Source organism: Aliarcobacter cryaerophilus ATCC 43158, assembly GCF_003660105.1.
In the GTDB taxonomy this organism is placed as follows: domain Bacteria; phylum Campylobacterota; class Campylobacteria; order Campylobacterales; family Arcobacteraceae; genus Aliarcobacter; species Aliarcobacter cryaerophilus.
In genome coordinates, this window is sequence record NZ_CP032823.1 from 295,154 (window position 1) to 316,804 (window position 21,651).

16 protein-coding genes, 2 tRNA genes and 3 rRNA genes are annotated in these 21,651 nt (G+C 32.3%); 17 read left to right on the plus strand and 4 right to left on the minus strand.

Annotation, left to right across the window (positions count from 1 at the left end; genetic code table 11):
• Positions 1 to 13: 13 nt before the first annotated feature.
• The gene (locus ACRYA_RS01420) at positions 14 to 1,147 is read right to left on the minus strand and encodes an HpcH/HpaI aldolase/citrate lyase family protein (protein ID WP_176549268.1); all 1,134 of its coding nucleotides are present in this window, start codon (positions 1,145 to 1,147) and stop codon (positions 14 to 16) included.
• 223 nt (positions 1,148 to 1,370) lie between these two features.
• On the opposite strand from ACRYA_RS01420, the gene ACRYA_RS10690 reads away from it, so the two are divergent.
• The 3 genes from ACRYA_RS10690 to ACRYA_RS01430 all read left to right on the plus strand — a co-directional run bounded on the left by ACRYA_RS10690 (position 1,371) and on the right by ACRYA_RS01430 (position 4,297).
• Positions 1,371 to 1,529, plus strand: coding sequence for a hypothetical protein (locus ACRYA_RS10690; RefSeq protein WP_165786090.1), 159 nt, complete (start codon positions 1,371 to 1,373; stop codon positions 1,527 to 1,529).
• A gap of 171 nt (positions 1,530 to 1,700) precedes the next feature.
• Positions 1,701 to 3,062 (plus strand): DUF4357 domain-containing protein, encoded by a 1,362-nt coding sequence (locus ACRYA_RS10825; protein WP_105917547.1) that lies wholly within the window; start codon positions 1,701 to 1,703, stop codon positions 3,060 to 3,062.
• Between the two features lie 2 nt (positions 3,063 to 3,064).
• Positions 3,065 to 4,297: an McrC family protein gene (locus tag ACRYA_RS01430; protein ID WP_105917548.1), complete on the plus strand. Its 1,233-nt coding sequence runs from the start codon at positions 3,065 to 3,067 to the stop codon at positions 4,295 to 4,297.
• Between the two features lie 3 nt (positions 4,298 to 4,300).
• Here ACRYA_RS01430 and bioD read toward each other — a convergent pair whose 3' ends face one another.
• Positions 4,301 to 4,945, minus strand: a complete 645-nt coding sequence (bioD, locus tag ACRYA_RS01435; RefSeq protein WP_105917549.1) for a dethiobiotin synthase — start codon at positions 4,943 to 4,945, stop codon at positions 4,301 to 4,303.
• Between the two features lie 85 nt (positions 4,946 to 5,030).
• Between bioD and ACRYA_RS01440 the strand changes: the two genes are divergently transcribed.
• From ACRYA_RS01440 to ACRYA_RS01495, 11 genes are all read left to right on the plus strand, one after another.
• Positions 5,031 to 5,330 (plus strand): ATP-dependent Clp protease adaptor ClpS, encoded by a 300-nt coding sequence (locus tag ACRYA_RS01440; RefSeq protein ID WP_105917550.1) that lies wholly within the window; start codon positions 5,031 to 5,033, stop codon positions 5,328 to 5,330.
• Positions 5,331 to 5,332: 2 nt separating this feature from the next.
• Positions 5,333 to 7,549 (plus strand): ATP-dependent Clp protease ATP-binding subunit ClpA, encoded by a 2,217-nt coding sequence (gene clpA / locus ACRYA_RS01445; protein ID WP_105917551.1) that lies wholly within the window; start codon positions 5,333 to 5,335, stop codon positions 7,547 to 7,549.
• Positions 7,550 to 7,610: 61 nt separating this feature from the next.
• The gene (locus tag ACRYA_RS10810) at positions 7,611 to 8,060 is read left to right on the plus strand and encodes a c-type cytochrome (protein ID WP_105917552.1); all 450 of its coding nucleotides are present in this window, start codon (positions 7,611 to 7,613) and stop codon (positions 8,058 to 8,060) included.
• A gap of 427 nt (positions 8,061 to 8,487) precedes the next feature.
• A 16S ribosomal RNA gene (locus ACRYA_RS01455) occupies positions 8,488 to 10,005 on the plus strand.
• Between the two features lie 124 nt (positions 10,006 to 10,129).
• Positions 10,130 to 10,206: transfer RNA gene (locus tag ACRYA_RS01460), tRNA-Ile, on the plus strand.
• Between the two features lie 4 nt (positions 10,207 to 10,210).
• Positions 10,211 to 10,286: transfer RNA gene (locus ACRYA_RS01465), tRNA-Ala, on the plus strand.
• 358 nt (positions 10,287 to 10,644) lie between these two features.
• A 23S ribosomal RNA gene (locus ACRYA_RS01470) occupies positions 10,645 to 13,557 on the plus strand.
• Between the two features lie 181 nt (positions 13,558 to 13,738).
• Positions 13,739 to 13,854: ribosomal RNA gene (gene rrf, locus ACRYA_RS01475) — 5S ribosomal RNA — on the plus strand.
• Together the 16S, 23S and 5S rRNA genes with 2 tRNA genes alongside form the textbook arrangement of a ribosomal RNA operon.
• A 280-nt stretch (positions 13,855 to 14,134) precedes the next feature.
• Positions 14,135 to 15,412 (plus strand): phosphopyruvate hydratase, encoded by a 1,278-nt coding sequence (gene eno / locus ACRYA_RS01485; protein ID WP_105917868.1) that lies wholly within the window; start codon positions 14,135 to 14,137, stop codon positions 15,410 to 15,412.
• A 32-nt stretch (positions 15,413 to 15,444) separates the two neighbouring features.
• Positions 15,445 to 15,654, plus strand: a complete 210-nt coding sequence (locus ACRYA_RS01490; RefSeq protein ID WP_176549269.1) for an FtsB family cell division protein — start codon at positions 15,445 to 15,447, stop codon at positions 15,652 to 15,654.
• Entirely contained in the window at positions 15,651 to 16,391 is a 741-nt protein-coding gene (locus tag ACRYA_RS01495) for an AMIN domain-containing protein (protein ID WP_105917867.1), read from the plus strand. The genes ACRYA_RS01490 and ACRYA_RS01495 overlap by 4 nt, the downstream gene beginning before the upstream one ends.
• Positions 16,392 to 16,422: 31 nt before the next feature.
• On the opposite strand, the gene ACRYA_RS01500 is transcribed toward ACRYA_RS01495, so the two are convergent.
• Together ACRYA_RS01500 and ACRYA_RS01505 are read right to left on the minus strand one after the other, a co-directional pair.
• Positions 16,423 to 17,577: an MFS transporter gene (locus ACRYA_RS01500; RefSeq protein WP_105917866.1), complete on the minus strand. Its 1,155-nt coding sequence runs from the start codon at positions 17,575 to 17,577 to the stop codon at positions 16,423 to 16,425.
• Positions 17,574 to 18,338 (minus strand): alpha/beta fold hydrolase, encoded by a 765-nt coding sequence (locus tag ACRYA_RS01505; RefSeq protein WP_105917865.1) that lies wholly within the window; start codon positions 18,336 to 18,338, stop codon positions 17,574 to 17,576. The genes ACRYA_RS01500 and ACRYA_RS01505 overlap by 4 nt, the downstream gene beginning before the upstream one ends.
• A 211-nt stretch (positions 18,339 to 18,549) precedes the next feature.
• Here ACRYA_RS01505 and rpsL point away from each other — a divergent pair, with 211 nt between their 5' ends.
• From rpsL to fusA, 3 genes are read left to right on the plus strand one after another with little or no spacing between them, the layout of a single operon-like run.
• Complete coding sequence (rpsL, locus tag ACRYA_RS01510; protein ID WP_066154936.1) at positions 18,550 to 18,930, plus strand: 30S ribosomal protein S12; 381 nt, start codon at positions 18,550 to 18,552, stop codon at positions 18,928 to 18,930.
• Positions 18,931 to 18,945: 15 nt separating this feature from the next.
• Positions 18,946 to 19,413: a 30S ribosomal protein S7 gene (gene rpsG, locus ACRYA_RS01515; protein WP_105908732.1), complete on the plus strand. Its 468-nt coding sequence runs from the start codon at positions 18,946 to 18,948 to the stop codon at positions 19,411 to 19,413.
• 11 nt (positions 19,414 to 19,424) lie between these two features.
• Positions 19,425 to 21,533 (plus strand): elongation factor G, encoded by a 2,109-nt coding sequence (gene fusA, locus ACRYA_RS01520; protein ID WP_105917864.1) that lies wholly within the window; start codon positions 19,425 to 19,427, stop codon positions 21,531 to 21,533.
• The last annotated feature ends 118 nt before the right edge of the window (positions 21,534 to 21,651 follow it).

Genomic DNA, 21,651 nt, shown 5'->3' on the forward strand with positions numbered 1-21,651 from the left:
TCTCCTATAATTATTACAATTGACCATATGGCCAGTTTTCTTTAAATGTATGCAGAGGCATTTTATTTAATACTGAAAGTGCAAATAACTCATCTTCTTTTGTTAAGCTTTTTAGAGCATAAGCTCTTAAAATATTTTGTAAAGATTTACCAAACATTGGAGGATCAAGCATTTCACCTTCATATCTAATTGCACCACTTAAAAGAGCATCTGCTTCAAGAGCTGCTTTTAAGATAGAAACATCTTTTGCAATCTCATTTGGTGATGGTGTAAATGCAACTTTACAGATATTTATATGGTTTGGAGTAATTACTTGTTTTCCAGTAAGTCCCATAGAACTCTCTCTTAAAGCATGAGAGTAAACATATTTACTAGCTTCATCTCCATGTAAATCTAACCATCTTCTAATATCTTTTTTTTCAACACAATTACTTGGTAATGAGTGTGGTGTAAGCATAACTTCAACTCCACCAATTACACCTTTTCCTTTAATTCTAGCTTCTAAAGTTAGCATATCAAAGTAAGTTTCAAGCTCGTCAATCCAACCTTTTGGAGTGATTTTATATGCCATAGCTTTTGAAAAATCGTGAATTCCAAATACTATATGTTTTACAGTTGAATACTCCATTAATCTATCAGCTATTTGAAGTGATTTTGGATGCTCAACGATTGGTTGAATTGTAAGATTACTTCCAATAGAGATTAACCAAGAAGATAAATCTCTAATTTCAGCACTTCCATAAACTTCTCCAGCTTTTGCTAAAACTATTACATCAATATATTGATGAATTTGTTTAAGCATTTTTAAATCCTCTTCATACTCTTCAGTTCTAAATGGATTTATTCTAATAGCTATTTGAAAATCTTTTTCAGGAAATTTTGGTAACTCTTGAATTAAAAGCTCTCTACTCATAGCTTTTTGTCTACATCCATCTTCTAAGTCAAATAAAACTGTATGTGCTCTTGTATTATAAGCGTGTTTTTGAAGTCTTAATTTCGCTTGTTCTATACTCTCATAAGAACCATCTAGCGGGTTAAACTTTATAGGGGGATAATAAATTTGAATCCCTGGCCAATAACCACCAAGAACTGGAGTTAAATCATCTTTTGCTGTAAGTTTTGATAAATCTATCGCAGAAGTCATCATATTTTCAACCTTTCTTTAAATTTCTTTTTATTTTTTAAGAAATCGTATTATTCCATAAAAAACTAATAGTGAAGTTATACACAATTTAAAATGAAATCAATTTATATCTTTTAATATAGAAAATATTTTTAAGCTTATTATAATAATTGAGGTTTTATTAAAATAATAAACTATTTGCTAGAATGTTTGGAAAAATTTTGGAAATATTAAAATAGGGATTAAAATGGAAGAGTTATTTAAACAGTGGTTAAAAAATAATAAAAATTTAAAAGATAATACGATTACAAACTATACAAATAGATTGAAAAATATAATACCATTAAAATTGGTTGAAGTAAATTTTAAAGAAGAAAATATAAGTTTATATGATTTAAGAATTTAAGAATTAAAAAATATTAATGAACTATTTGAAAAAAATATTTATGAGTTGCAAGAATGGAATAGAACTCGAACCATTGGTGGTGAAGCTTGGAGTGCACTCAAATATTTAATAGAATTTTTACACATACAAAGTAATGATTTAATACAAACAGATTTTTTTATAGGAAAAAATATGCGAAAATCTAAACAAAAACAAGCACTAAACCAAATATTATATGGAAGTCCAGGGACTGGAAAAACTTATAATACTATAAACAAAGCTATTGAAATTATTGAAAATAGATTTATAGAAGATAATGAAAAAAGAGAAGATTTAAAAACAAAGTTTGAAGAGTATAAAAAATCTGGACAGATAGAGTTTATAACATTTCATCAAAGTTTTTCTTATGAAGAGTTTGTAGAGGGAATAAAAGCAATTCCAGCTGGAAAAGATGGAAATGAAAATGGCGAAGATATGATTTATGATGTTGTCGATGGAATTTTTAAAAAGTTATCAAATAAAGCGAAAATAGATTTCTTTGAAAACAATTCAATAAAAAAAAATATAACTAAAAGAAAATTTATTTTAAATGCAAAAGCTTTAAATATTCAAGCTGAAATGATTGAAGATGATGAAAATAATTTTAGAGTTTTGAAAGGTTCAAAAGTAAGAAAAGGAGAAGCAGAATCATTTAAAAATTATAATTATAGTTCTTTAAAAAATAAAGTATTAGAAACTGCAAAATATATTGAACAAGATGAGTTTTATATTTTAGAAGAAGATTTTGCATTTCAAAGCATGAGTGCTGCCTCTTCTGTAATTTTAGGAAGACAATCTAATGGTTATAATGATTGGAAAGAAGTCTTAGATGATAACTTACCAATAAAAGACAAAAAAAATATAAAAAACTACATTCTAATAATAGATGAAATAAACAGAGGAAATATCTCAAAAATATTTGGAGAGCTTATAACTTTAATTGAGCCATCAAAAAGAGTAGGAGCAGATGAAGAGATTAAATTAAAACTTCCATATAGTGCAGATGATTTTGGAGTACCTTTAAATTTATACATAATTGGCACTATGAACACAGCTGATAGAAGTATCGCTTTAATGGATACGGCACTTAGAAGAAGATTTCATTTTGAGGAGATGATGCCAAATTCTAGTTTGCTTGAAAATTTAGTAGTTGATGGAATAAAAATAGATAAACTTCTTGAAAAAATAAATGAAAGAGTAGAGTATTTATACGACAGAGACCACACTATAGGTCATGCTTATTTTATGAGTTTACAAAATTTAGAAACAGCAAAAGATAAAAAAGCTGAACTAGAAAATATCTTTAGAAATAAAATAATTCCACTTTTACAAGAGTATTTTTATGATGATTGGGAAAAAGTAAGATTAGTTTTAGGAGATGGGTTTGTGGAGAAAATAGAAGTAAAATCAGATATTTTTGATGAAGAATTAAGAAATGATAGTGAATATTTAGAAGAAGAGAAATTTATTTATAACATAAAAAAAGAGTTTGATTTTACAAAATTTAAAGACTAAAAATGAAAAAAGAGTTGATTTTAAAAGAGTTTGAATATCTTCAATATAAAAATGATACAAAAGATAATTTTATAAAAAAAGATACTTTTGACTCTTTAGAAAAATTTATATTAGAAAATGAACAAACAGCACAATATTTAAAAATAACTACAAAAAAAGGTTTTGGTAAAGTTTTACAAACTCAAAATTATGTAGGACTAATACAAACAAAAGATGGAACTATAATAGAGATTTTGCCAAAAATTAAAAATGTAACAAAAGAAAAATCAAAAGATATTTTAATAAAAATGTTAAAAACTCTAAAAAATTCTCCATTTAAAAATCTTAGTGTTGCAAATTTAAAATCTTCAAAAATGCCACTTCTTGAGATTTTTATCTCAATGTTTTTAGAAGAGTTGGCCGCATTAGTTAGAAATGGAATAAAAAGTGATTACATAAGCAAAGAAGAGAATCTAAAATTTTTAAAAGGTAAACTAAAAATTTCTGAACAAATAAAATATAACACAATTCACAAAGAGAGATTTTTTGTTCAATACGAAGAGTTTATGAGCAATAGAGTTGAAAATAGGCTTATTAAAACTACTCTTCAATATTTGTATAAAAAATCAAAATTAAATAAAAATCAACAAAGAATTAGAGAATTTTTATTTGTTTTTGATGATATAAAAGTTTCACAAAATATAAAATCAGATTTTTCAAATTTAAAATTAAATAGACAAATGAAAGATTATGAGCAAGTTTTATTGTGGTGTAAAACTTTTTTATTTGAAAACTCATTTTCTCCATATAAGGGGAATGATGTAGCTTTTGCACTTTTATTTGATATGAATTTACTTTTTGAAAGTTTTGTTTATAGTTATTTAAAGAAGAGTTCAAATTTTCAATATATTAAATCACAAGATAGAACTCATCACTTAGCTTATGAAAATGGAAGTGGAAGATTTAGACTAAAACCTGATATTGTAATAAATGGTGGAGAGATTATAGCAGATACAAAATGGAAAATCTTAAATGAAGAAAAATCTTACAATGGAGTTTCACAAGATGATATGTATCAACTTTATGCTTATGGTACAAAATATGAAAATTGTCAAAAAATGTATCTAATTTATCCTTTTGATGAATTATTTATAAAAAATTCATACAACTATTTCAAAGATAAAGAGCTAAAACTAGATATTTTATTTTTTGATGTAGATAAAAAAATGTTTGTAGGAAAAAATATAGAGGCTTAAACTCTATATTATATAATCTTGTAAAAACTTCAATTCACCAAAATAATCTTTTAAAAATGGCTTTGAAATCTCTTCAAAACTATCTTTATCTTCATACAAATTTATAAAAAAGTCAAAATCTATTTGTCTATTTTTTAAGGCTTCATGTGAGAGTAAAGTATCATTTATACTTCCTAATTTTGAAGAAGTTATTAAAAAAGTTTTAACTCTTAGCTCTTTTATAAAATCAATCATAAATAAATCTTTTTTAATAGGTACAAATAATCCACCAGCTCCTTCAATTATCAAAACATCACAAAAAGTTTGTAAATACTCTTTTTTCTCTATTAAAAAATCAATATCTAAAAAAGTGTTTCCTTTTGCAACATAAGGAGAAGCAGGAAGAGTAAATTGATAAGGCACAATATCATTTATAGTTAGTTTCAAAAAATTAGGATTTAGTTCTTTTACAAGTTCAAACATTTTCATACCATCAAGCGGATAGTTATTTATAACCCCTGTTTCAATTGGTTTAAAATATCCAACTTTTAACCCTTGTTTTGCAAAATATTTTAAAAAAACTTCACTAGCAAATGTTTTACCTACATTTGTATTTGTTGCAGTTATAAATATTGTTTTTCCTATATAATCTTTTGGGTTAATCTTCATAATAATCTCTTTTTTGTTATAATTTTAAGCTTTTTAAAAAGCGATATTAACATATTAAAATATGGTTTACAATTAAGGGTTTTAAGTGAGTAATGAGATAGAAATTGAATTAAACGAAGATTTAGAAGTAGAAGAGCCAAAGAAGTACAATGTTTTTTTATTAAATGATGACTATTCTACTATGGATTTTGTAATAGATATTTTGGTAAAAGTATTTAGAAAAAATCAAAATGAAGCAGAAGCAATAATGCTAGAAGTTCACAATAATCAAAAAGGTCTTTGTGGAGTTTATAGTTTTGAGATTGCTTCTACAAAAGTTGCACAAGTAAAAAGCCTAGCAAGAGAAAAAGGGTTTCCCTTAAAAGCCATAATGGAAGAAGAGTAAAAATGATAAGTAAAGATTTAAGGCATATTTTTGCACAAGCAATAAACTATGCAAAAGCAAATAAGCATGAATATTTAACACTAGAGCATATTTTTTTAATGCTAATAAACAATTCAACAATAGAAGATATGTTTTTTGATTTAGGTGTTGATACAAAGATTTTATTTGATGATTTAAAAACATATATAGAAGCAAATACCCCAAAATTTAAGGATGATATAAAAGACGATCCAATAGAAACAATAGCTTTATCGTCAACTATTGAGTATATGGTAGCACATACTCAAAGTAGCGGAAAAACAAAAGCCAATGTTGAAGATATGTTTGTAGCAATTTTAAAAGATGAAAAAGCATACTCTACATATTTATTAAAAAAATTGGGAATTCAAAGAGTAGATATTTTAGAGGAGATTTCTCACAAAATGGATGATGAAAATTTTGAGCAAAAAGATGAACAAAGTGATAAAAATGAAAAAGTTTTAGAGCAAAATTCAAGTGAGCTTGTAAGTATCGCAAAAAAATCTAAAATAGACCCAGTTATTGGAAGAGATAAAGAGTTAGAGAGAGTTATTGAGATTTTAGGAAGAAGAAAGAAAAATAATCCACTTTTAGTTGGAGAACCAGGAGTTGGAAAAACTGCAATTGCAGAAGGTTTAGCTTTAAAAATAGCAAATAATGAAATACCAGATTTTTTAAAAGACTCTAAAATATTCTCACTAGACATGGGATCTATGCTAGCTGGAACAAAATATAGAGGAGATTTTGAAAAAAAACTAAAATCACTTTTAAAAGAGATATCAAAAATTCCAAAAGCAATACTATTTATAGATGAAATTCATACAATTGTAGGAGCTGGAAGCGTTGGTGGAAGTGCTATGGATGCTTCAAATATATTAAAACCACTTTTGGCAAATGGTAGTATAAAATGTATTGGAGCTACTACTTTTTCAGAGTTTAGAAATGATTTTGCAAAAGATAAAGCTCTTAGTAGAAGATTTGCAAAAGTTGATATAGATGAACCAAGTATTGAAGACTCTATTTTGATTTTAGAAGGGTTAAAAACAAAATATGAAGAGTTTCATGGTGTTAAATATTCAAAAAGTTCAATTATAAGTGCAGTAGAACTTAGTAAAAAATATATTCAAGATAGGTTTTTACCAGACTGCGCAATTGATGTAATAGATGAGGTAGGTGCTTCAAAAAAAATTGAGTTATCAAAAACTTTAAAAACAAAAAATGAAGCAAATATCACAATAGTTTCAAAAGATGTAGAAGATGTTGTTTCAAAAATGGCACATATTCCAGCAAGAAGTGCTACAAAATCAGATTTATCACTACTTAAAAACTTAGAAAAAAATATGCAAAAAAGAGTTTTTGGACAAGATAAGGCTATAAATTCAATAGTTCAAGCAATAAAAATAAACAAAGCTGGATTGGGAATTGATAAAAAACCAATAGGAAGTTTTCTTTTTACAGGACCAACAGGAGTTGGGAAAACAGAAGTAGCTAAGGAATTGGCACTTCAAATGGGAATTCATTTTGAAAGATTTGATATGAGTGAATATATGGAAGCTCATGCAGTTTCAAGACTAATTGGAGCACCAGCTGGGTATGTTGGTTTTGAGCAAGGTGGACTTTTGACTGAAGCTATTAGAAAACATCCTCACACAGTTTTGCTTTTAGATGAGATTGAAAAGGCACATCCAGATTTGATGTCAATTTTACTTCAAGTTATGGACAATGCAGAATTAACAGACAATAGTGGAAATAAAGCAGATTTTCAAAATGTTGTTTTGATAATGACTTCAAATTTGGGAGTATCTGAAGCAAATGTTATGGGATTTGCTAAAAATGATAAATTAAATGAAAATAGGGCAATAAATAAGTTTTTTGCACCAGAATTTAGAAATAGACTTGATTGTGTTGTTAGTTTTGATAGTTTAAGTTTGGATATTGTTTCAAAAGTTGCAGGAAAGTTTATAGATGATTTAGAAAAACAGCTTGAAAACAAGAAAATACAAATAGAAATTAGTAAAAAAGCAAAAGATGAATTAGCAAAACTTGGTTACGACAAAACAATGGGAGCAAGACCTCTAAATAGGGTAATTTCTGAAAAAATAAAAAAACCTTTAACAGATGAGATTTTGTTTGGAAAACTTAAAAAAGGTGGAGTAGTTAAAATTGATTTCAAAGATGATTTTGTTTTTATTTATGAATAACACAATTATTTTACAATCAATTTGATACAATTCCAAAAAAATATTTATAAAAAGGGATAAAATGAAAAAAGGCATTGCAATTGTAGCAACTTCACTATTACTATTTGTTGGTTGTACAGAAGACAAAAAAGAGACACAAGAACAAACAGCACCAAAGCAAGAAGTTACTCAAAATGTTGAAGAAAAAGCTAAAGAAGTTAAAACAGAAGTAAAAGTTGAAGAAAAAAAAGCTGAAGAGCCAAAAGTAGCAAATGAAACTGCTTCAAATGAGTTAAATGCTGAGGCTTTATTTAAAACATGTGCATCATGTCATGGCTTAAAAGGTGAAAAAGAAGCTTTAGGAAAATCTCAAGTAATTACAGGTTGGGATAAGAATAGAGTTATAAAAGCTTTAAATGGTTATAAAGATGGAAGTTACGGTGGAGTTATGAAAAATCTTATGAAAACTCACGTTGAAACAAAAACTCCAGAACAAATTGAAGTTTTAGCAGATTATATTTCAAAACTTTAAATAAATTTGGACAAAAAGTCCAAATTTATTACAAATATTAATTAAACCAAGCATATACTTTTTTTACAAATCCCTAAAATACGACTTTTATAGAACATAAACTCAAAAAAAGTGACAAATTTCAAAATTTAACCAAACTTTAAGAGTAATCTCTTGACAAAAGGAAAAAAAGGCACTATAATTCCCGTCCAATTTGACCGAAGGGTTTAAAATTAGAGTTCTTTAAAATAGATATGAAGTTTAAGAAGTAATCTTTGTAAACTAAATATAATGATTGTTAAAAGTAAAAAAAATGAAACAAGATATAAATAGTAAAATATTTATTACTTGTCTATAAATTTGAGTGATAATTTTGTAATTAAGTAATTAAAAACAAAAATGTCAGTTTCAACACTACATAAAGATTAGAGTAAGATTTAATCAAAAATTTATGGAGAGTTTGATCCTGGCTCAGAGTGAACGCTGGCGGCGTGCTTAACACATGCAAGTCGAACGAGAACGGATTATAGCTTGCTATAATTGTCAGCTAAGTGGCGCACGGGTGAGTAATGTATAGGTAATATGCCTCTTACTAAGGGATAACAATTGGAAACGATTGCTAATACCTTATACTCCTTGTTAACTTAAGTTAATAAGGGAAAGATTTATTGGTAAGAGATTAGCCTGTATTGTATCAGTTAGTTGGTGGGGTAATGGCCTACCAAGACAATGACACATAACTGGTTTGAGAGGATGATCAGTCACACTGGAACTGAGACACGGTCCAGACTCCTACGGGAGGCAGCAGTGGGGAATATTGCACAATGGACGAAAGTCTGATGCAGCAACGCCGCGTGGAGGATGACACATTTCGGTGCGTAAACTCCTTTTATATGAGAAGATAATGACGGTATTATATGAATAAGCACCGGCTAACTCCGTGCCAGCAGCCGCGGTAATACGGGGGGTGCAAGCGTTACTCGGAATCACTGGGCGTAAAGAGCATGTAGGCGGATTGATAAGTTTGAAGTGAAATCCTATAGCTTAACTATAGAACTGCTTTGAAAACTGTTAATCTAGAATGTGGGAGAGGTAGATGGAATTTCTGGTGTAGGGGTAAAATCCGTAGAGATCAGAAGGAATACCGATTGCGAAGGCGATCTACTGGAACATTATTGACGCTGAGATGCGAAAGCGTGGGGAGCAAACAGGATTAGATACCCTGGTAGTCCACGCCCTAAACGATGTACACTAGTTGTTGTGAGACTTGATCTTGCAGTAATGCAGTTAACACATTAAGTGTACCGCCTGGGGAGTACGGTCGCAAGATTAAAACTCAAAGGAATAGACGGGGACCCGCACAAGCGGTGGAGCATGTGGTTTAATTCGACGATACACGAAGAACCTTACCTGGACTTGACATAGTAAGAACTTTCTAGAGATAGATTGGTGTCTGCTTGCAGAAACTTATATACAGGTGCTGCACGGCTGTCGTCAGCTCGTGTCGTGAGATGTTGGGTTAAGTCCCGCAACGAGCGCAACCCTCGTGTTTAGTTGCTAACAGTTCGGCTGAGAACTCTAAACAGACTGCCTACGCAAGTAGGAGGAAGGTGAGGACGACGTCAAGTCATCATGGCCCTTACGTCCAGGGCTACACACGTGCTACAATGGGATATACAAAGAGCCGCAATACGGTGACGTGGAGCAAATCTTATAAAATATCTCCCAGTTCGGATTGTAGTCTGCAACTCGACTACATGAAGTTGGAATCGCTAGTAATCGTAGATCAGCTATGCTACGGTGAATACGTTCCCGGGTCTTGTACTCACCGCCCGTCACACCATGGGAGTCGAACTCATTCGAAGCGGGGATGCTAAAATAGCTACCTTCCACAGTGGATTTGGCGACTGGGGTGAAGTCGTAACAAAGTAACCGTAGGAGAACCTGCGGTTGGATCACCTCCTTTCAAAGAAAAAGTATTAAGATTTGTTTCTTAATATAAATAAAAAAGAAAAAAACTACTTTTAACAACATATATTTAGTTTGTAAAGATTATTTGGAAGAACAACAGATAATTTATAGGTAAATATGGGCCTATAGCTCAGCTGGCTAGAGCGCTCGACTGATAATCGTGAGGTCTCAGGTTCAAGTCCTGATAGGCCCACCATTATGGGGAATTAGCTCAGCTGGGAGAGCGCCTGCTTTGCACGCAGGAGGTCAGCGGTTCGATCCCGCTATTCTCCACCATATGTATATAAAGAATAAGAGATTAGATATAAGCTTTTAAATAAATAAGAGTTTATATCTGGTTTTAATCAGAAACGTTACGTTGAATAACTTTAGTTATTTAAAGTAGTATGATATTTAAAAATATAATGTTAAAGTCTTTAAAATTTTTTCGTAAAGTTAAATAGAAATATTTAATTTTAAATAAAAAATTTCATATCTAAAATTTAATAGAGATATTAAAAACTATAGATAACACAACTATATTGTTAAACTATATGTTTAATAAGATAGTAGCCAAAGAATATTATCAAATTTAGAGTAATTTTAATTAATTACTCTAGGCAAAAAAAGTAGATCTAAATTTATTTAGATTTAATAATAAGCTATTAAGGGCTAATGGTGGATGCCTTGACTGTAAGAGGCGATGAAGGACGTATTAGGCTGCGATAAGCCTCGGGGAGTTGCCAAAGAGCTTTGATCCGAGGATTTCCGAATGGGGCAACCCAGCATAGTGAGAACTATGTTACCCTACGGGGAGCGAACCTGGTGAAGTGAAACATCTCAGTAGCCAGAGGAAGAGAAATCAAATGAGATTCCCATAGTAGCGGCGAGCGAACTGGGATTAGGACAAACCCAATGCTTGCATTGGGGGTTGTAGGACTATAATGTGTAATTAAAGAGAATAGATGAATTAGTTGGAAAACTAGAGCATAGAAGGTGATACTCCTGTAATTAAAATTCTCAATAATACTAATAGTATCCTGAGTAGGTCGGAACACGTGATATTTTGACTGAAGCTGGGGGGACCACCCTCCAATCCTAAATACTACTTACAGATCGATAGTGAACAAGTACCGTGAGGGAAAGGTGAAAAGTACTGCAGCGAGCAGAGTGAAATAGAACCTGAAACCATTAGCTTACAATCATTCAGAGCCCTATGATTTATCAGGGTGATGGACTGCCTTTTGCATAATGAGCCTGCGAGTTGTGGTGTCTGGCAAGGTTAAGCCAAGTGCGAAGCCGTAGCGAAAGCGAGTCTTAATAGGGCGACATAGTCAGATGCTGCAGACCCGAAACGAAGTGATCTATCCATGAGCAGGTTGAAGCTGGTGTAAGAGCCAGTGGAGGACCGAACCCATTGACGTTGAAAAGTCTCGGGATGACTTGTGGATAGGGGTGAAAGGCCAATCAAACTTCGTGATAGCTGGTTCTCTCCGAAATATATTTAGGTATAGCCTTGTGTTGTAGCATATAGGGGTAAAGCACTGAATGGGCTAGGGCTGCTTACCGCGGTACCAAACCCTATCAAACTATGAATACTATATGTGGAATCACAGGAGTCAGGCGGTGGGTGATAAAATCCGTCGTCGAGAGGGGAACAACCCAGACTAACAGCTAAGGTCCCTAAGTTACATCTAAGTGGAAAACGATGTGGAGTTACTGTGACAACCAGGAGGTTGGCTTAGAAGCAGCCATCCTTTAAAGAAAGCGTAACAGCTCACTGGTCTAGTGATTCTGCGCGGAAAATATAACGGGGCTAAGATGTACACCGAAGCTTTAGATTCGAATTTATTCGAGTGGTAGGAGAGCGTTCTATTCAGCGTTGAAGGTATACCGGTAAGGAGTGCTGGAGCGGATAGAAGTGAGCATGCAGGCATGAGTAGCGATAATTAAGGTGAGAATCCTTAACGCCGAAAACCCAAGGTTTCCTACGCGATGCTCGTCATCGTAGGGTTAGTCGGGTCCTAAGTCGAGACTGAAAAGTGTAGACGATGGCAAATTGGTTAATATTCCAATACCAACATATAAGCGCGATGTGGGGACGCATAGAGTTAATCGAGCTCACTGATGGAATAGTGGGTCGAAGGACGTAGGTTGTTAAGTAGGCAAATCCGCTTAACGTTAGACCGAGATCTTACAGGCTCTTGACACTCTTCGGAGGAGATGGAGAATCGATGATACTGTCGTGCCAAGAAAAGCCACTAAGTTTATTATATGTTGCCCGTACCGTAAACCGACACAGGTGGGTGGGATGAGTATTCTAAGGCGCGTGGAAGAACCCTCTTTAAGGAACTCTGCAAAATAGCACCGTATCTTCGGTATAAGGTGTGCCTACTTTGGTATATGGACTTGCTCCAAAAAGCTAGAGAGGTTGCAACAAAGAGTCCCTCCCGACTGTTTACCAAAAACACAGCACTTTGCTAACACGTAAGTGGATGTATAAGGTGTGACGCCTGCCCGGTGCTCGAAGGTTAACTGATGATGTCAGCGCAAGCGAAGCATTTGATTGAAGCCCGAGTAAACGGCGGCCGTAACTATAACGGTCCTAAGGTAGCGAAATTCCTTGTCAGTTAAATACTGACCTGCATGAATGGCGTAACGAGATGGGAGCTGTCTCAAAGAGGGATCCAGTGAAATTGTAGTGGAGGTGAAAATTCCTCCTACCCGCGGAAAGACGGAAAGACCCCGTGCACCTTTACTACAGCTTGACACTGTAGCTTGGATATTCATGTGCAGGATAGGTGGGAGGCTATGATGACTAGACGCAAGTAGAGTCGGAGCCATCCTTGAGATACCACCCTTGAATATTTGAGTTACTAACTGCGATGAGTTATCCTCATTCAGGACAATGTCTGGTGGGTAGTTTGACTGGGGCGGTCGCCTCCTAAATAGTAACGGAGGCTTACAAAGGTTAGTTCAAAGCGGTTGGAAATCGCTTGTTGAGTATAATGGCATAAACTAGCTTGACTGTGAGACCTACAAGTCGAACAGAGACGAAAGTCGGTCATAGTGATCCGGTGGTTCTGCGTGGAAGGGCCATCGCTCAAAGGATAAAAGGTACGCCGGGGATAACAGGCTGATCTCCCCCAAGAGCTCACATCGACGGGGAGGTTTGGCACCTCGATGTCGGCTCATCGCATCCTGGGGCTGTAGTCGGTCCCAAGGGTATGGCTGTTCGCCATTTAAAGCGGTACGCGAGCTGGGTTCAGAACGTCGTGAGACAGTTCGGTCCCTATCTTCCGTGGGCGTAGGAAAGTTGAAGAGATTTGTCCCTAGTACGAGAGGACCGGGATGAACCAACCACTGGTGTACCAATTGTTCTGCCAAGAGCATCGTTGGGTAGCCACGTTGGGATGTGATAAGAGCTGAAAGCATCTAAGCTCGAAGCCAACTCTAAGATGAACTTTCCCTGAAGTTCCCAGCAAGACTAGCTGGTTGATAGGCTGGGTGTGTAATGGGTGTAAGCCCTTTAGCTGACCAGTACTAATAGAACGTTTGGCTTATTTTTAACAATTTTCTTTGGTTTACTATCTTATTAAGCATATTTACTTATGTTTAATTTGTGTTGATTATATATAGTTATACAAATATGAAATTAGCTTTTTTAGCTATAAAGACTTTAGCATTAAATTTCTCAAATCACAATTTGAGTGTTAAGAGTTTATTACAAGCTTTTATCACTCAAATTTGCTGGTGGTCAAAGAGAAGTGGAAATACCCAGCCCCATTCCGAACCTGGTAGTCAAGCACTTCATCGCCGATAATACTGCAGGGTCCCCTTGTGGAAACGTAGGTCGCTGCCAGCTCATTGAGTTTTTTAAACACCCAACCCACCAAGAGCTTATCTTGTCTTACTCTATTTAAGTAGGTCAAGGTAAGCTTTTTTATTGCTTTTTAAATACTTATTATTTTTTATCCTATCTAATCAAGTAAGCTTTTCCTTATTCTTTTTCTTACAACTTATTGTTTGTCTTATTTTAAATAACTTACTTATACTTTTTTATCAATTATTTTTATATATAAAAGCTAAAGCCAAATTTTTTTTAGATATAATCTTTCTAAAATATTCAAAACTAGGAGACCCAAGTGGTATTTATTGATAATGTTTATGCTGATGAAGTTATGGATTCAAGAGGAAATCCTACAGTAAGAGCAACAGTTATTTTGAGTGATGGTACAAAGTCTAGTGCAATAGTTCCTAGTGGAGCAAGTACTGGTAAAAGAGAAGCACTTGAGTTAAGAGATGCTGATAACAGGTTTTTAGGAAAAGGTGTTTTAAAAGCAGTAGAAAATGTAAATACACAAATTGCAGATGAGCTAATAGGTCAAAGTCCTTTTAATCAAGCTGAGATAGATGCAATTATGAAAGAATTAGATGGTACAAGTAACTATTCAAATCTTGGTGCAAATGCAGTTCTAGGTGTATCAATGGCAACAGCAAGAGCAGCAGCAGCTTCACTTAATATTCCATTATATAGATATTTAGGAGGAGCAAATGCTATGACTATGCCTGTTCCTATGTTTAATATCATAAATGGTGGAGAGCATGCGAATAACTCTGTAGATTTTCAAGAGTATATGATTATGCCAACAGGAATTGAAAACTTTAATGAAGGCTTAAGAGCAGTTGCAGAAATTTACCAGCATCTTAAAAAAATAATTGATGGTATGGGTGAAAGTACAGCAGTTGGTGATGAAGGTGGATTTGCACCAAATTTAAAATCAAATGAAGAGCCAATATCTGTTATCATGGAAGCTATAGAAAAAGCTGGTTATAAGGCTGGAAAGCAGATATCTATTGCTCTTGATGTTGCTGCTAGTGAGTTAATAAATAGTTCAGGAAAATATGTATTAAAAGGGGAGAATAGAGAGTTAACTTCAGTTCAACTTGTAGATTATTATGCTGATTTATGCTCAAAATATCCTATTGTTTCTATTGAAGATGGTTTAAGTGAAGACGATTGGGATGGATGGAAAATTTTAACTGAAAAGTTAGGAAATAAAGTTCAGCTTGTTGGTGATGATTTATTTGTAACAAATGCAAGTATAGTTGCTGAGGGTATAAAAAAAGGCATTGCAAATGCAGTTTTAATCAAACCAAATCAAATTGGAACTATAAGTGAAACTATGCAAACTATAAGATTGGCTCAAAGAAACAATTATAACTGTATAATGAGTCATAGAAGTGGAGAGAGTGAAGATGCATTTATTGCTGATTTTGCTGTTGCTTTAAATTGTGGACAGATAAAAACAGGAAGTACAGCAAGAAGTGATAGAATTGCAAAATATAACAGACTTCTTGAAATTGGAACAGAGATTGGTTATAGCGAATATTTAGGAAAAGAGCCTTTTTCTAAAAAATAATGTCTAATAAAGCAAGTAATATTTTTGGATTTATGTTAATAGTGATTTTTTCACTATTGGCTACTATTTATTTTGCTTATCATTGGGTAAATCTTCTTTTTGGAGATAATTCAATACAAGTTTATAGCTCTTTAAAGCATAAAAAAGAGTATTTAGAAGATGAAATTTCGAGATTGCAAAAAGAGAATGCTTATTTACAAAAAGAGTATTTTGAATTAAAAAATTTGGAGCCAGAAGAATGAAAAAAGTAATTTTAGGAATAGCTATAATATTTTGTGTAACACTTAGTGGTAGAGATAACCCATTTGCAAAATACGAAGAAGAGACAGGAAGAATGTATGAGTTAAATGAAACTCCAAAAACTCTTGAAGAGATTCAAGAAGCACAGTATATTCAAAAAGTACAAAATCAAATGAATACTCAAAATGAACCAGTTTCATCTGCACCAAAAACTAATACACAAAAAGCACCAGAAAAAACATATACTAAAAAAGAGCTAGAAGCTATTGTACAAAAAGCAAATAAACAAAATGAACAAAAAACTAAAGAGATTGTTAAAAAAGAGCTTGCAAATGTAAAAAAAGATCCAGAACAAGTAATTTATGTAAAACCTAGAGCTGATGTAGATAGTGATAAAATAAGTACTACAGTAAATCCTAATTCAAATTCATTAAAACAAAAAAATATTTTGCCATTTTTAAAGATTGAAAGTAGTGATAATGAGTTGATTATTCGAAGCGAACATAAAATGTTTAAAAAGTTTTCTATAGACAAAGAAAATAAATTAGCTTTTGATTATAAAGCAAAAGTAAGTTTTAATACAAAAAAAGAGCTTTTGTCAGGAAATAATTTTAAAAATATAACAGTTGGGAATCATCAAAAAGGTGGTTATTATAGAGTTGCTGTTGAACTTGGTTCTAAAGTAGCAAAGTATAGTGTTGATGTTAAAGACCAAGAGATTGTAATTAAATTAAAATAGTTTTTAGATTTATATTTATGAAAAGAGAAGACTATATCTTCTCTTTTGAATATTTTGTATAATAAAGTATACATAGTAAAAGTCCCAAAAATGCCATAAAAGCACCAACTAGTGCAGGATATTCAAAACCTAATCCATACAAAAGTGGTATTCCACCAAACAGGGCTCCTAAAGAGTTTGCTACATTAAAAGCAGCTTGCATAAATGCAGCTCCTAGCATTTCAGAGCTTTTTGCACTTTTAACCATTACCATATTTATTGGAGTTCCAACACTCATGGCAAAAACACCACAAACAAAAGTTAAAACAATAGATAAAATCTTATTTTCAGATAATAAAAATACCAATATTAAAAAAATCACCATAAAGCTTAAGAGATATATAGCTACTTTTATTGGGTCTTTTTTATCTGCTAAATATCCACCTAAAATATTTCCAACAACCATTCCAACTCCAGCAACAAGCATCAAATAAGAGATTGAGCTAGGTGAAAATTTAGAAACATTTATTAAAAGTGGTGCAATATAGCTAAACCATGCAAAAAGTCCTCCAAATCCAATAGAAACTATTAAAATAATATGCCAAGCTTTAAAAGTTAGAAAAAACTCAAGTTCTTCTTTAAAAGTTACTGTTTTAAGTGATTTTAGTTTTGGCATAAATTTAATTAAAGCTAAAATAGTAAATATACCTAAAAAAGAAACAATTAAAAAAGCCCATTTGTAACTGGTGTTGTGTCCTACGTATGTTAAAAGTGGTACCAATAGTAAAATTGCTAATGTAAGCCCTGTAAACATAGAAGATACGGCTTGAGCTTCTTTTCCTTTTTTTGAAAGTTTAATGGCAACAATTGTTCCAACTCCAAAAAATGCACCATGAGGAAGTCCTGCTAGAAATCTTGACATTAAAAGAGTATTGTAATCAGGAGCCACGATTGATAAGGCATTAAATAAAGTAAATAAAATCATATAAACTATTAAAATATTTTTTGGTGGAAATTTTGAACTCAAAGCTACTAAAATTGGAGCTCCAACTACAACACCAAAAGCATAAGCAGATATTAAATGTCCAGCAATTGGAATAGAAACTCCTAAATCTTTTGCAACATCTGGTAAAAGCCCCATAATAATAAATTCAGTTGTTCCAATGGCTAAACCACCTAAAGCAAGAGGAAATAATTGTTTTGTCATATATTTTTTGCCCAAAATTCAATTTTTGAAGCAAAAAGTACTGGACATTCAATCATAGGATAGTGTCCCGCTTCTTCAAATTCTATAATTTCAACATTGTTAAACTCTTGAAAATATTTTTCTACTTCATTTTTTGAGAAAACTGGAAAATCATATTTTCCAGTGATAATTTTAATAGGAATATCAATTTTAATATTTTCAAAATTATTTTCATAATCTATATTTAAATACATACTCATGTAAGCAATTTTAGCTTCTAAAATAGAACAATTGTAAGCTAAATTTATACGATAATTTTTCCAAGTTTGATTATATCTTTGGCTAGACTGTTCTATTATTTCCTCTATTTTTCCACTATTTTTTTCCATTTGATATAGTAAATTTTCTTTTGCTTTTTGTGTACTTTTTACTCCTTTATATGATATCGGAGTTATTAAAATAAGTTTATTTACCCTTTTATCTTTTGAAGCAATTTGTTGAGCTATCATTGAAGACATAGAGTGAGCTACTAAAATATAATCAGTTAATTTTAAATTTGATACTAGGTTTATAACATCATTGGTAGCTTCATCTAAATTGTATTTTCCTAAAATATTTTTTGATAAGCCATATCCTCTTAAATCAACCATAAAAAGAGTAAAAAGATTTTTATCAAAATAGTTTAAACAGTTTTCATAATTTGTACAATCTCCCATTAATTCGTGTAAAAAAATAAGTTTTTTTTCACCATTTCCAAAATTTTTGTAGTTTAATATTGTCATTGCTTTTGCCTTTTAAAAAAAAATTCTAGTATAAAATGAATAATATTATGATAAAGAAAAGTTTAAGAGCATTTAGGTATAATGCGAAACTTTTTTAGAAAACACTACAACAGTTTCCTAGAATGGTAGTATCGCTTCAAAGTATTTTGAAGATTACGAGAAGCATGAGTAGGGCTATAACTACTCAAACCAAATATTATAAAGGAAAGAAATGCCTACGATACAACAGCTTGTAAGAAAAGAGCGAAAAAAAGTGGTTGAGAAATCAAAATCTCCAGCACTTAAAAAATGTCCACAAAGAAGAGGAGTATGTACAAGAGTATATACAACAACTCCAAAAAAACCTAACTCGGCTTTAAGAAAAGTTGCAAAAGTTAGATTAACAACTGGATTTGAAGTTATTTCATATATCGGTGGAGAAGGACACAACCTTCAAGAGCACTCAATTGTGCTTGTACGTGGTGGAAGAGTAAAAGATTTACCTGGGGTTAAATACCACATTGTAAGAGGTGCCTTAGATTCAGCTGGTGTAAATAACAGAACTGTATCTAGATCTAAGTATGGTACAAAAAGACCAAAAGCTAAAAAATAAGTAGAAGGATAGAAAATGAGAAGAAGAAAAGCTCCAGTTAGAGAGATAATGGCTGATCCTATCTACAATAGTAAAGTGATCACAAAATTTGTTAATGCAATTATGCTAGATGGTAAAAAATCTGTTGCTGAAAAAATCCTTTATGGTGCAATAGATAACCTTGATAAAAGAGGTGAAGAAAAAGGTTTTGATCTGTTTGAAAAAGCAGTTGAAAATGTTAAACCACTTTTAGAAGTTAGAAGTAGAAGAGTTGGAGGAGCTACATATCAAGTTCCTGTTGAAGTTAGAGCCGTAAGAAGACAAACTTTGGCACTTAGATGGTTAATCGATGCTTCAAGAAAAAGAAATGAAAGAACAATGGTTGAAAGATTAGCAAATGAGCTATTCGAAGCAGCAAACGAAAGAGGATCATCTTTTAAGAAAAAAGAAGATGTACATAGAATGGCAGAGGCTAACAAAGCATTTGCACACTACAGATGGTAGGATAAATTATTATGGCAAGAAAAGTACCTTTAAACAGAGTTAGAAATATTGGTATTGCTGCACACATTGATGCAGGAAAAACAACAAGTACTGAAAGAATTTTATTCTACACGGGAGTTTCTCATAAAATTGGAGAAGTTCATGAAGGTGCAGCAACAATGGACTGGATGGAACAAGAGCAAGAAAGAGGTATTACAATTACTTCTGCAGCTACTACTTGTTTTTGGAATCATCCAAAAACAAATGAGCAGTTACAAATAAATATCATTGACACTCCAGGTCACGTTGACTTTACTATTGAAGTTGAGAGATCTATGAGAGTTCTTGATGGTGCTGTTGCAGTATTTTGTTCAGTTGGAGGAGTTCAACCACAATCTGAAACTGTTTGGAGACAAGCAAATAAGTATGGAGTTCCAAGAATTATCTATGTAAATAAAATGGATAGAACAGGTGCAAATTTCTTTAATGTTATGAATCAAGTTAGAGATAGATTAAAAGCAAATCCAGTTCCACTTCAAATTCCAATTGGTGCAGAAGACCAATTTAGAGGAATGGTTGATTTAGTTAAAATGAAAGCTTACACATACACTCTTGATGCTCAAGCTGGAGAGATGTATAAAATTGAAGAAATTCCTGCTGATTTAGTAGATACTGCTAATGAATATAGAGAAAAATTAATTGAAGCTGCTTCTGAGTCAAGCGAAGAGTTAATGGAAAAATATCTTGAAGGTATTGAATTAACTGAAGAAGAGATTACTGCTGGAATTAAAAAAAGATGTTTAGCTATGGAAATTACTCCAATGGTTTGTGGAACTTCATTTAAAAATAAAGGTATTCAACCACTTCTTGATGCAGTTGCTATGTATTTACCAGCACCAACTGAAGTTGCTGATATTAAAGGTGAAACTCAAGATGGTGAAGCTGTAATTGTTCCTTCAACTGATAAAGGTGAAGTAGCTGCCCTTGCATTTAAAATTATGACTGACCCATTTGTTGGACAATTAACATTTGCAAGAGTTTATAGAGGAGTTCTAGAGTCTGGAACTTACGTATTAAACTCTACAAAAATGAAAAAAGAGAGAATCGGAAGATTACTTAAAATGCATGCAAACTCAAGAGAAGAAGTTAAAGAACTTTACGCTGGAGAAATTGGTGCAGTTGTTGGTCTTAAAGATACAATTACAGGTGATACACTAGCAAGCGAAAAAGATCCAGTAATTTTAGAAAGAATGGAATTCCCTGAACCAGTTATCTCTGTTGCGGTTGAGCCAAAAACAAAAGCTGACCAAGAAAAAATGGGAATTGCTTTAGGAAAACTAGCTGAAGAAGATCCATCATTTAGAGTATGGACTGATGAAGAAACAGGACAAACTATTATTGCTGGAATGGGTGAATTACACCTTGAAATTCTTGTAGATAGAATGAAAAGAGAGTTCAAAGTTGAAGCAGAAGTTGGAGCTCCTCAAGTTGCATATAGAGAGACTATTAAAAATGCTGTTAAGCAAGAGTACAAATATGCAAAACAATCAGGTGGTAAAGGTCAATATGGACATGTTTACTTAGAGATTAAACCTATGCCAGCTGGAAGCGAACCAACATTCAAATTTAATAATGATATTAAAGGTGGGGTTGTACCAAAAGAGTATATTCCTGCTGTTGAAAAAGGTTGTAACGAAGCAATGCAAGGTGGAATTCTTGCTGGTTATCCAATGGTTGATATTGAAGTTACACTTTATGATGGAAGTTACCACGAAGTGGATTCATCTGAGATGGCATTTAAATTAGCTGCTTCAATGGGATTCAAACAAGGTTGTAGAAGTGCAGCAGCAGGTGCTGTTTTACTTGAGCCAATCATGAAAGTTGAAATAGAAACTCCTGAAGATTATATGGGAGATGTTATTGGAGATTGTAACAAAAGAAGAGGACAAGTTCAGTCTATGGATGACAGAGCTGGTATCAAACTTGTTACTGCAATGATTCCATTATCTGAAATGTTCGGTTACTCTACAGATTTAAGATCTATGTCTCAAGGAAGAGCAACATATTCTATGATTTTTGATGCTTATCAAGAAGTTCCTAGAAATGTTTCTGAAGAGATTATGAAAAAAAGAAATGGGTAATTAAGTTTACATTTTATTAAAAAGAGGGGTGTGCTTTTTGCATATCCCTTTTTTTATTTGTTTTATATGAGTAATTTACTAGAATTACAAATTATTTATATAAAATTAAAAACAAAAG

Bases quoted from the DNA above. Each gene is read 5' to 3' on its own strand.
- ACRYA_RS01420 (WP_176549268.1), bottom strand. From the start codon at position 1,147: ATGATGACTTCTGCGATAGATTTATCAAAACTTACAGCAAAAGATGAT.
- ACRYA_RS10690 (WP_165786090.1), top strand. From the start codon at position 1,371: ATGGAAGAGTTATTTAAACAGTGGTTAAAAAATAATAAAAATTTAAAA.
- ACRYA_RS10825 (WP_105917547.1), top strand. From the start codon at position 1,701: ATGCGAAAATCTAAACAAAAACAAGCACTAAACCAAATATTATATGGA.
- ACRYA_RS01430 (WP_105917548.1), top strand. From the start codon at position 3,065: ATGAAAAAAGAGTTGATTTTAAAAGAGTTTGAATATCTTCAATATAAA.
- bioD (WP_105917549.1), bottom strand. From the start codon at position 4,945: ATGAAGATTAACCCAAAAGATTATATAGGAAAAACAATATTTATAACT.
- clpA (WP_105917551.1), top strand. From the start codon at position 5,333: ATGATAAGTAAAGATTTAAGGCATATTTTTGCACAAGCAATAAACTAT.
- ACRYA_RS10810 (WP_105917552.1), top strand. From the start codon at position 7,611: ATGAAAAAAGGCATTGCAATTGTAGCAACTTCACTATTACTATTTGTT.
- ACRYA_RS01490 (WP_176549269.1), top strand. From the start codon at position 15,445: ATGTTAATAGTGATTTTTTCACTATTGGCTACTATTTATTTTGCTTAT.
- ACRYA_RS01495 (WP_105917867.1), top strand. From the start codon at position 15,651: ATGAAAAAAGTAATTTTAGGAATAGCTATAATATTTTGTGTAACACTT.
- ACRYA_RS01500 (WP_105917866.1), bottom strand. From the start codon at position 17,577: ATGACAAAACAATTATTTCCTCTTGCTTTAGGTGGTTTAGCCATTGGA.
- ACRYA_RS01505 (WP_105917865.1), bottom strand. From the start codon at position 18,338: ATGACAATATTAAACTACAAAAATTTTGGAAATGGTGAAAAAAAACTT.
- rpsL (WP_066154936.1), top strand. From the start codon at position 18,550: ATGCCTACGATACAACAGCTTGTAAGAAAAGAGCGAAAAAAAGTGGTT.
- rpsG (WP_105908732.1), top strand. From the start codon at position 18,946: ATGAGAAGAAGAAAAGCTCCAGTTAGAGAGATAATGGCTGATCCTATC.
- fusA (WP_105917864.1), top strand. From the start codon at position 19,425: ATGGCAAGAAAAGTACCTTTAAACAGAGTTAGAAATATTGGTATTGCT.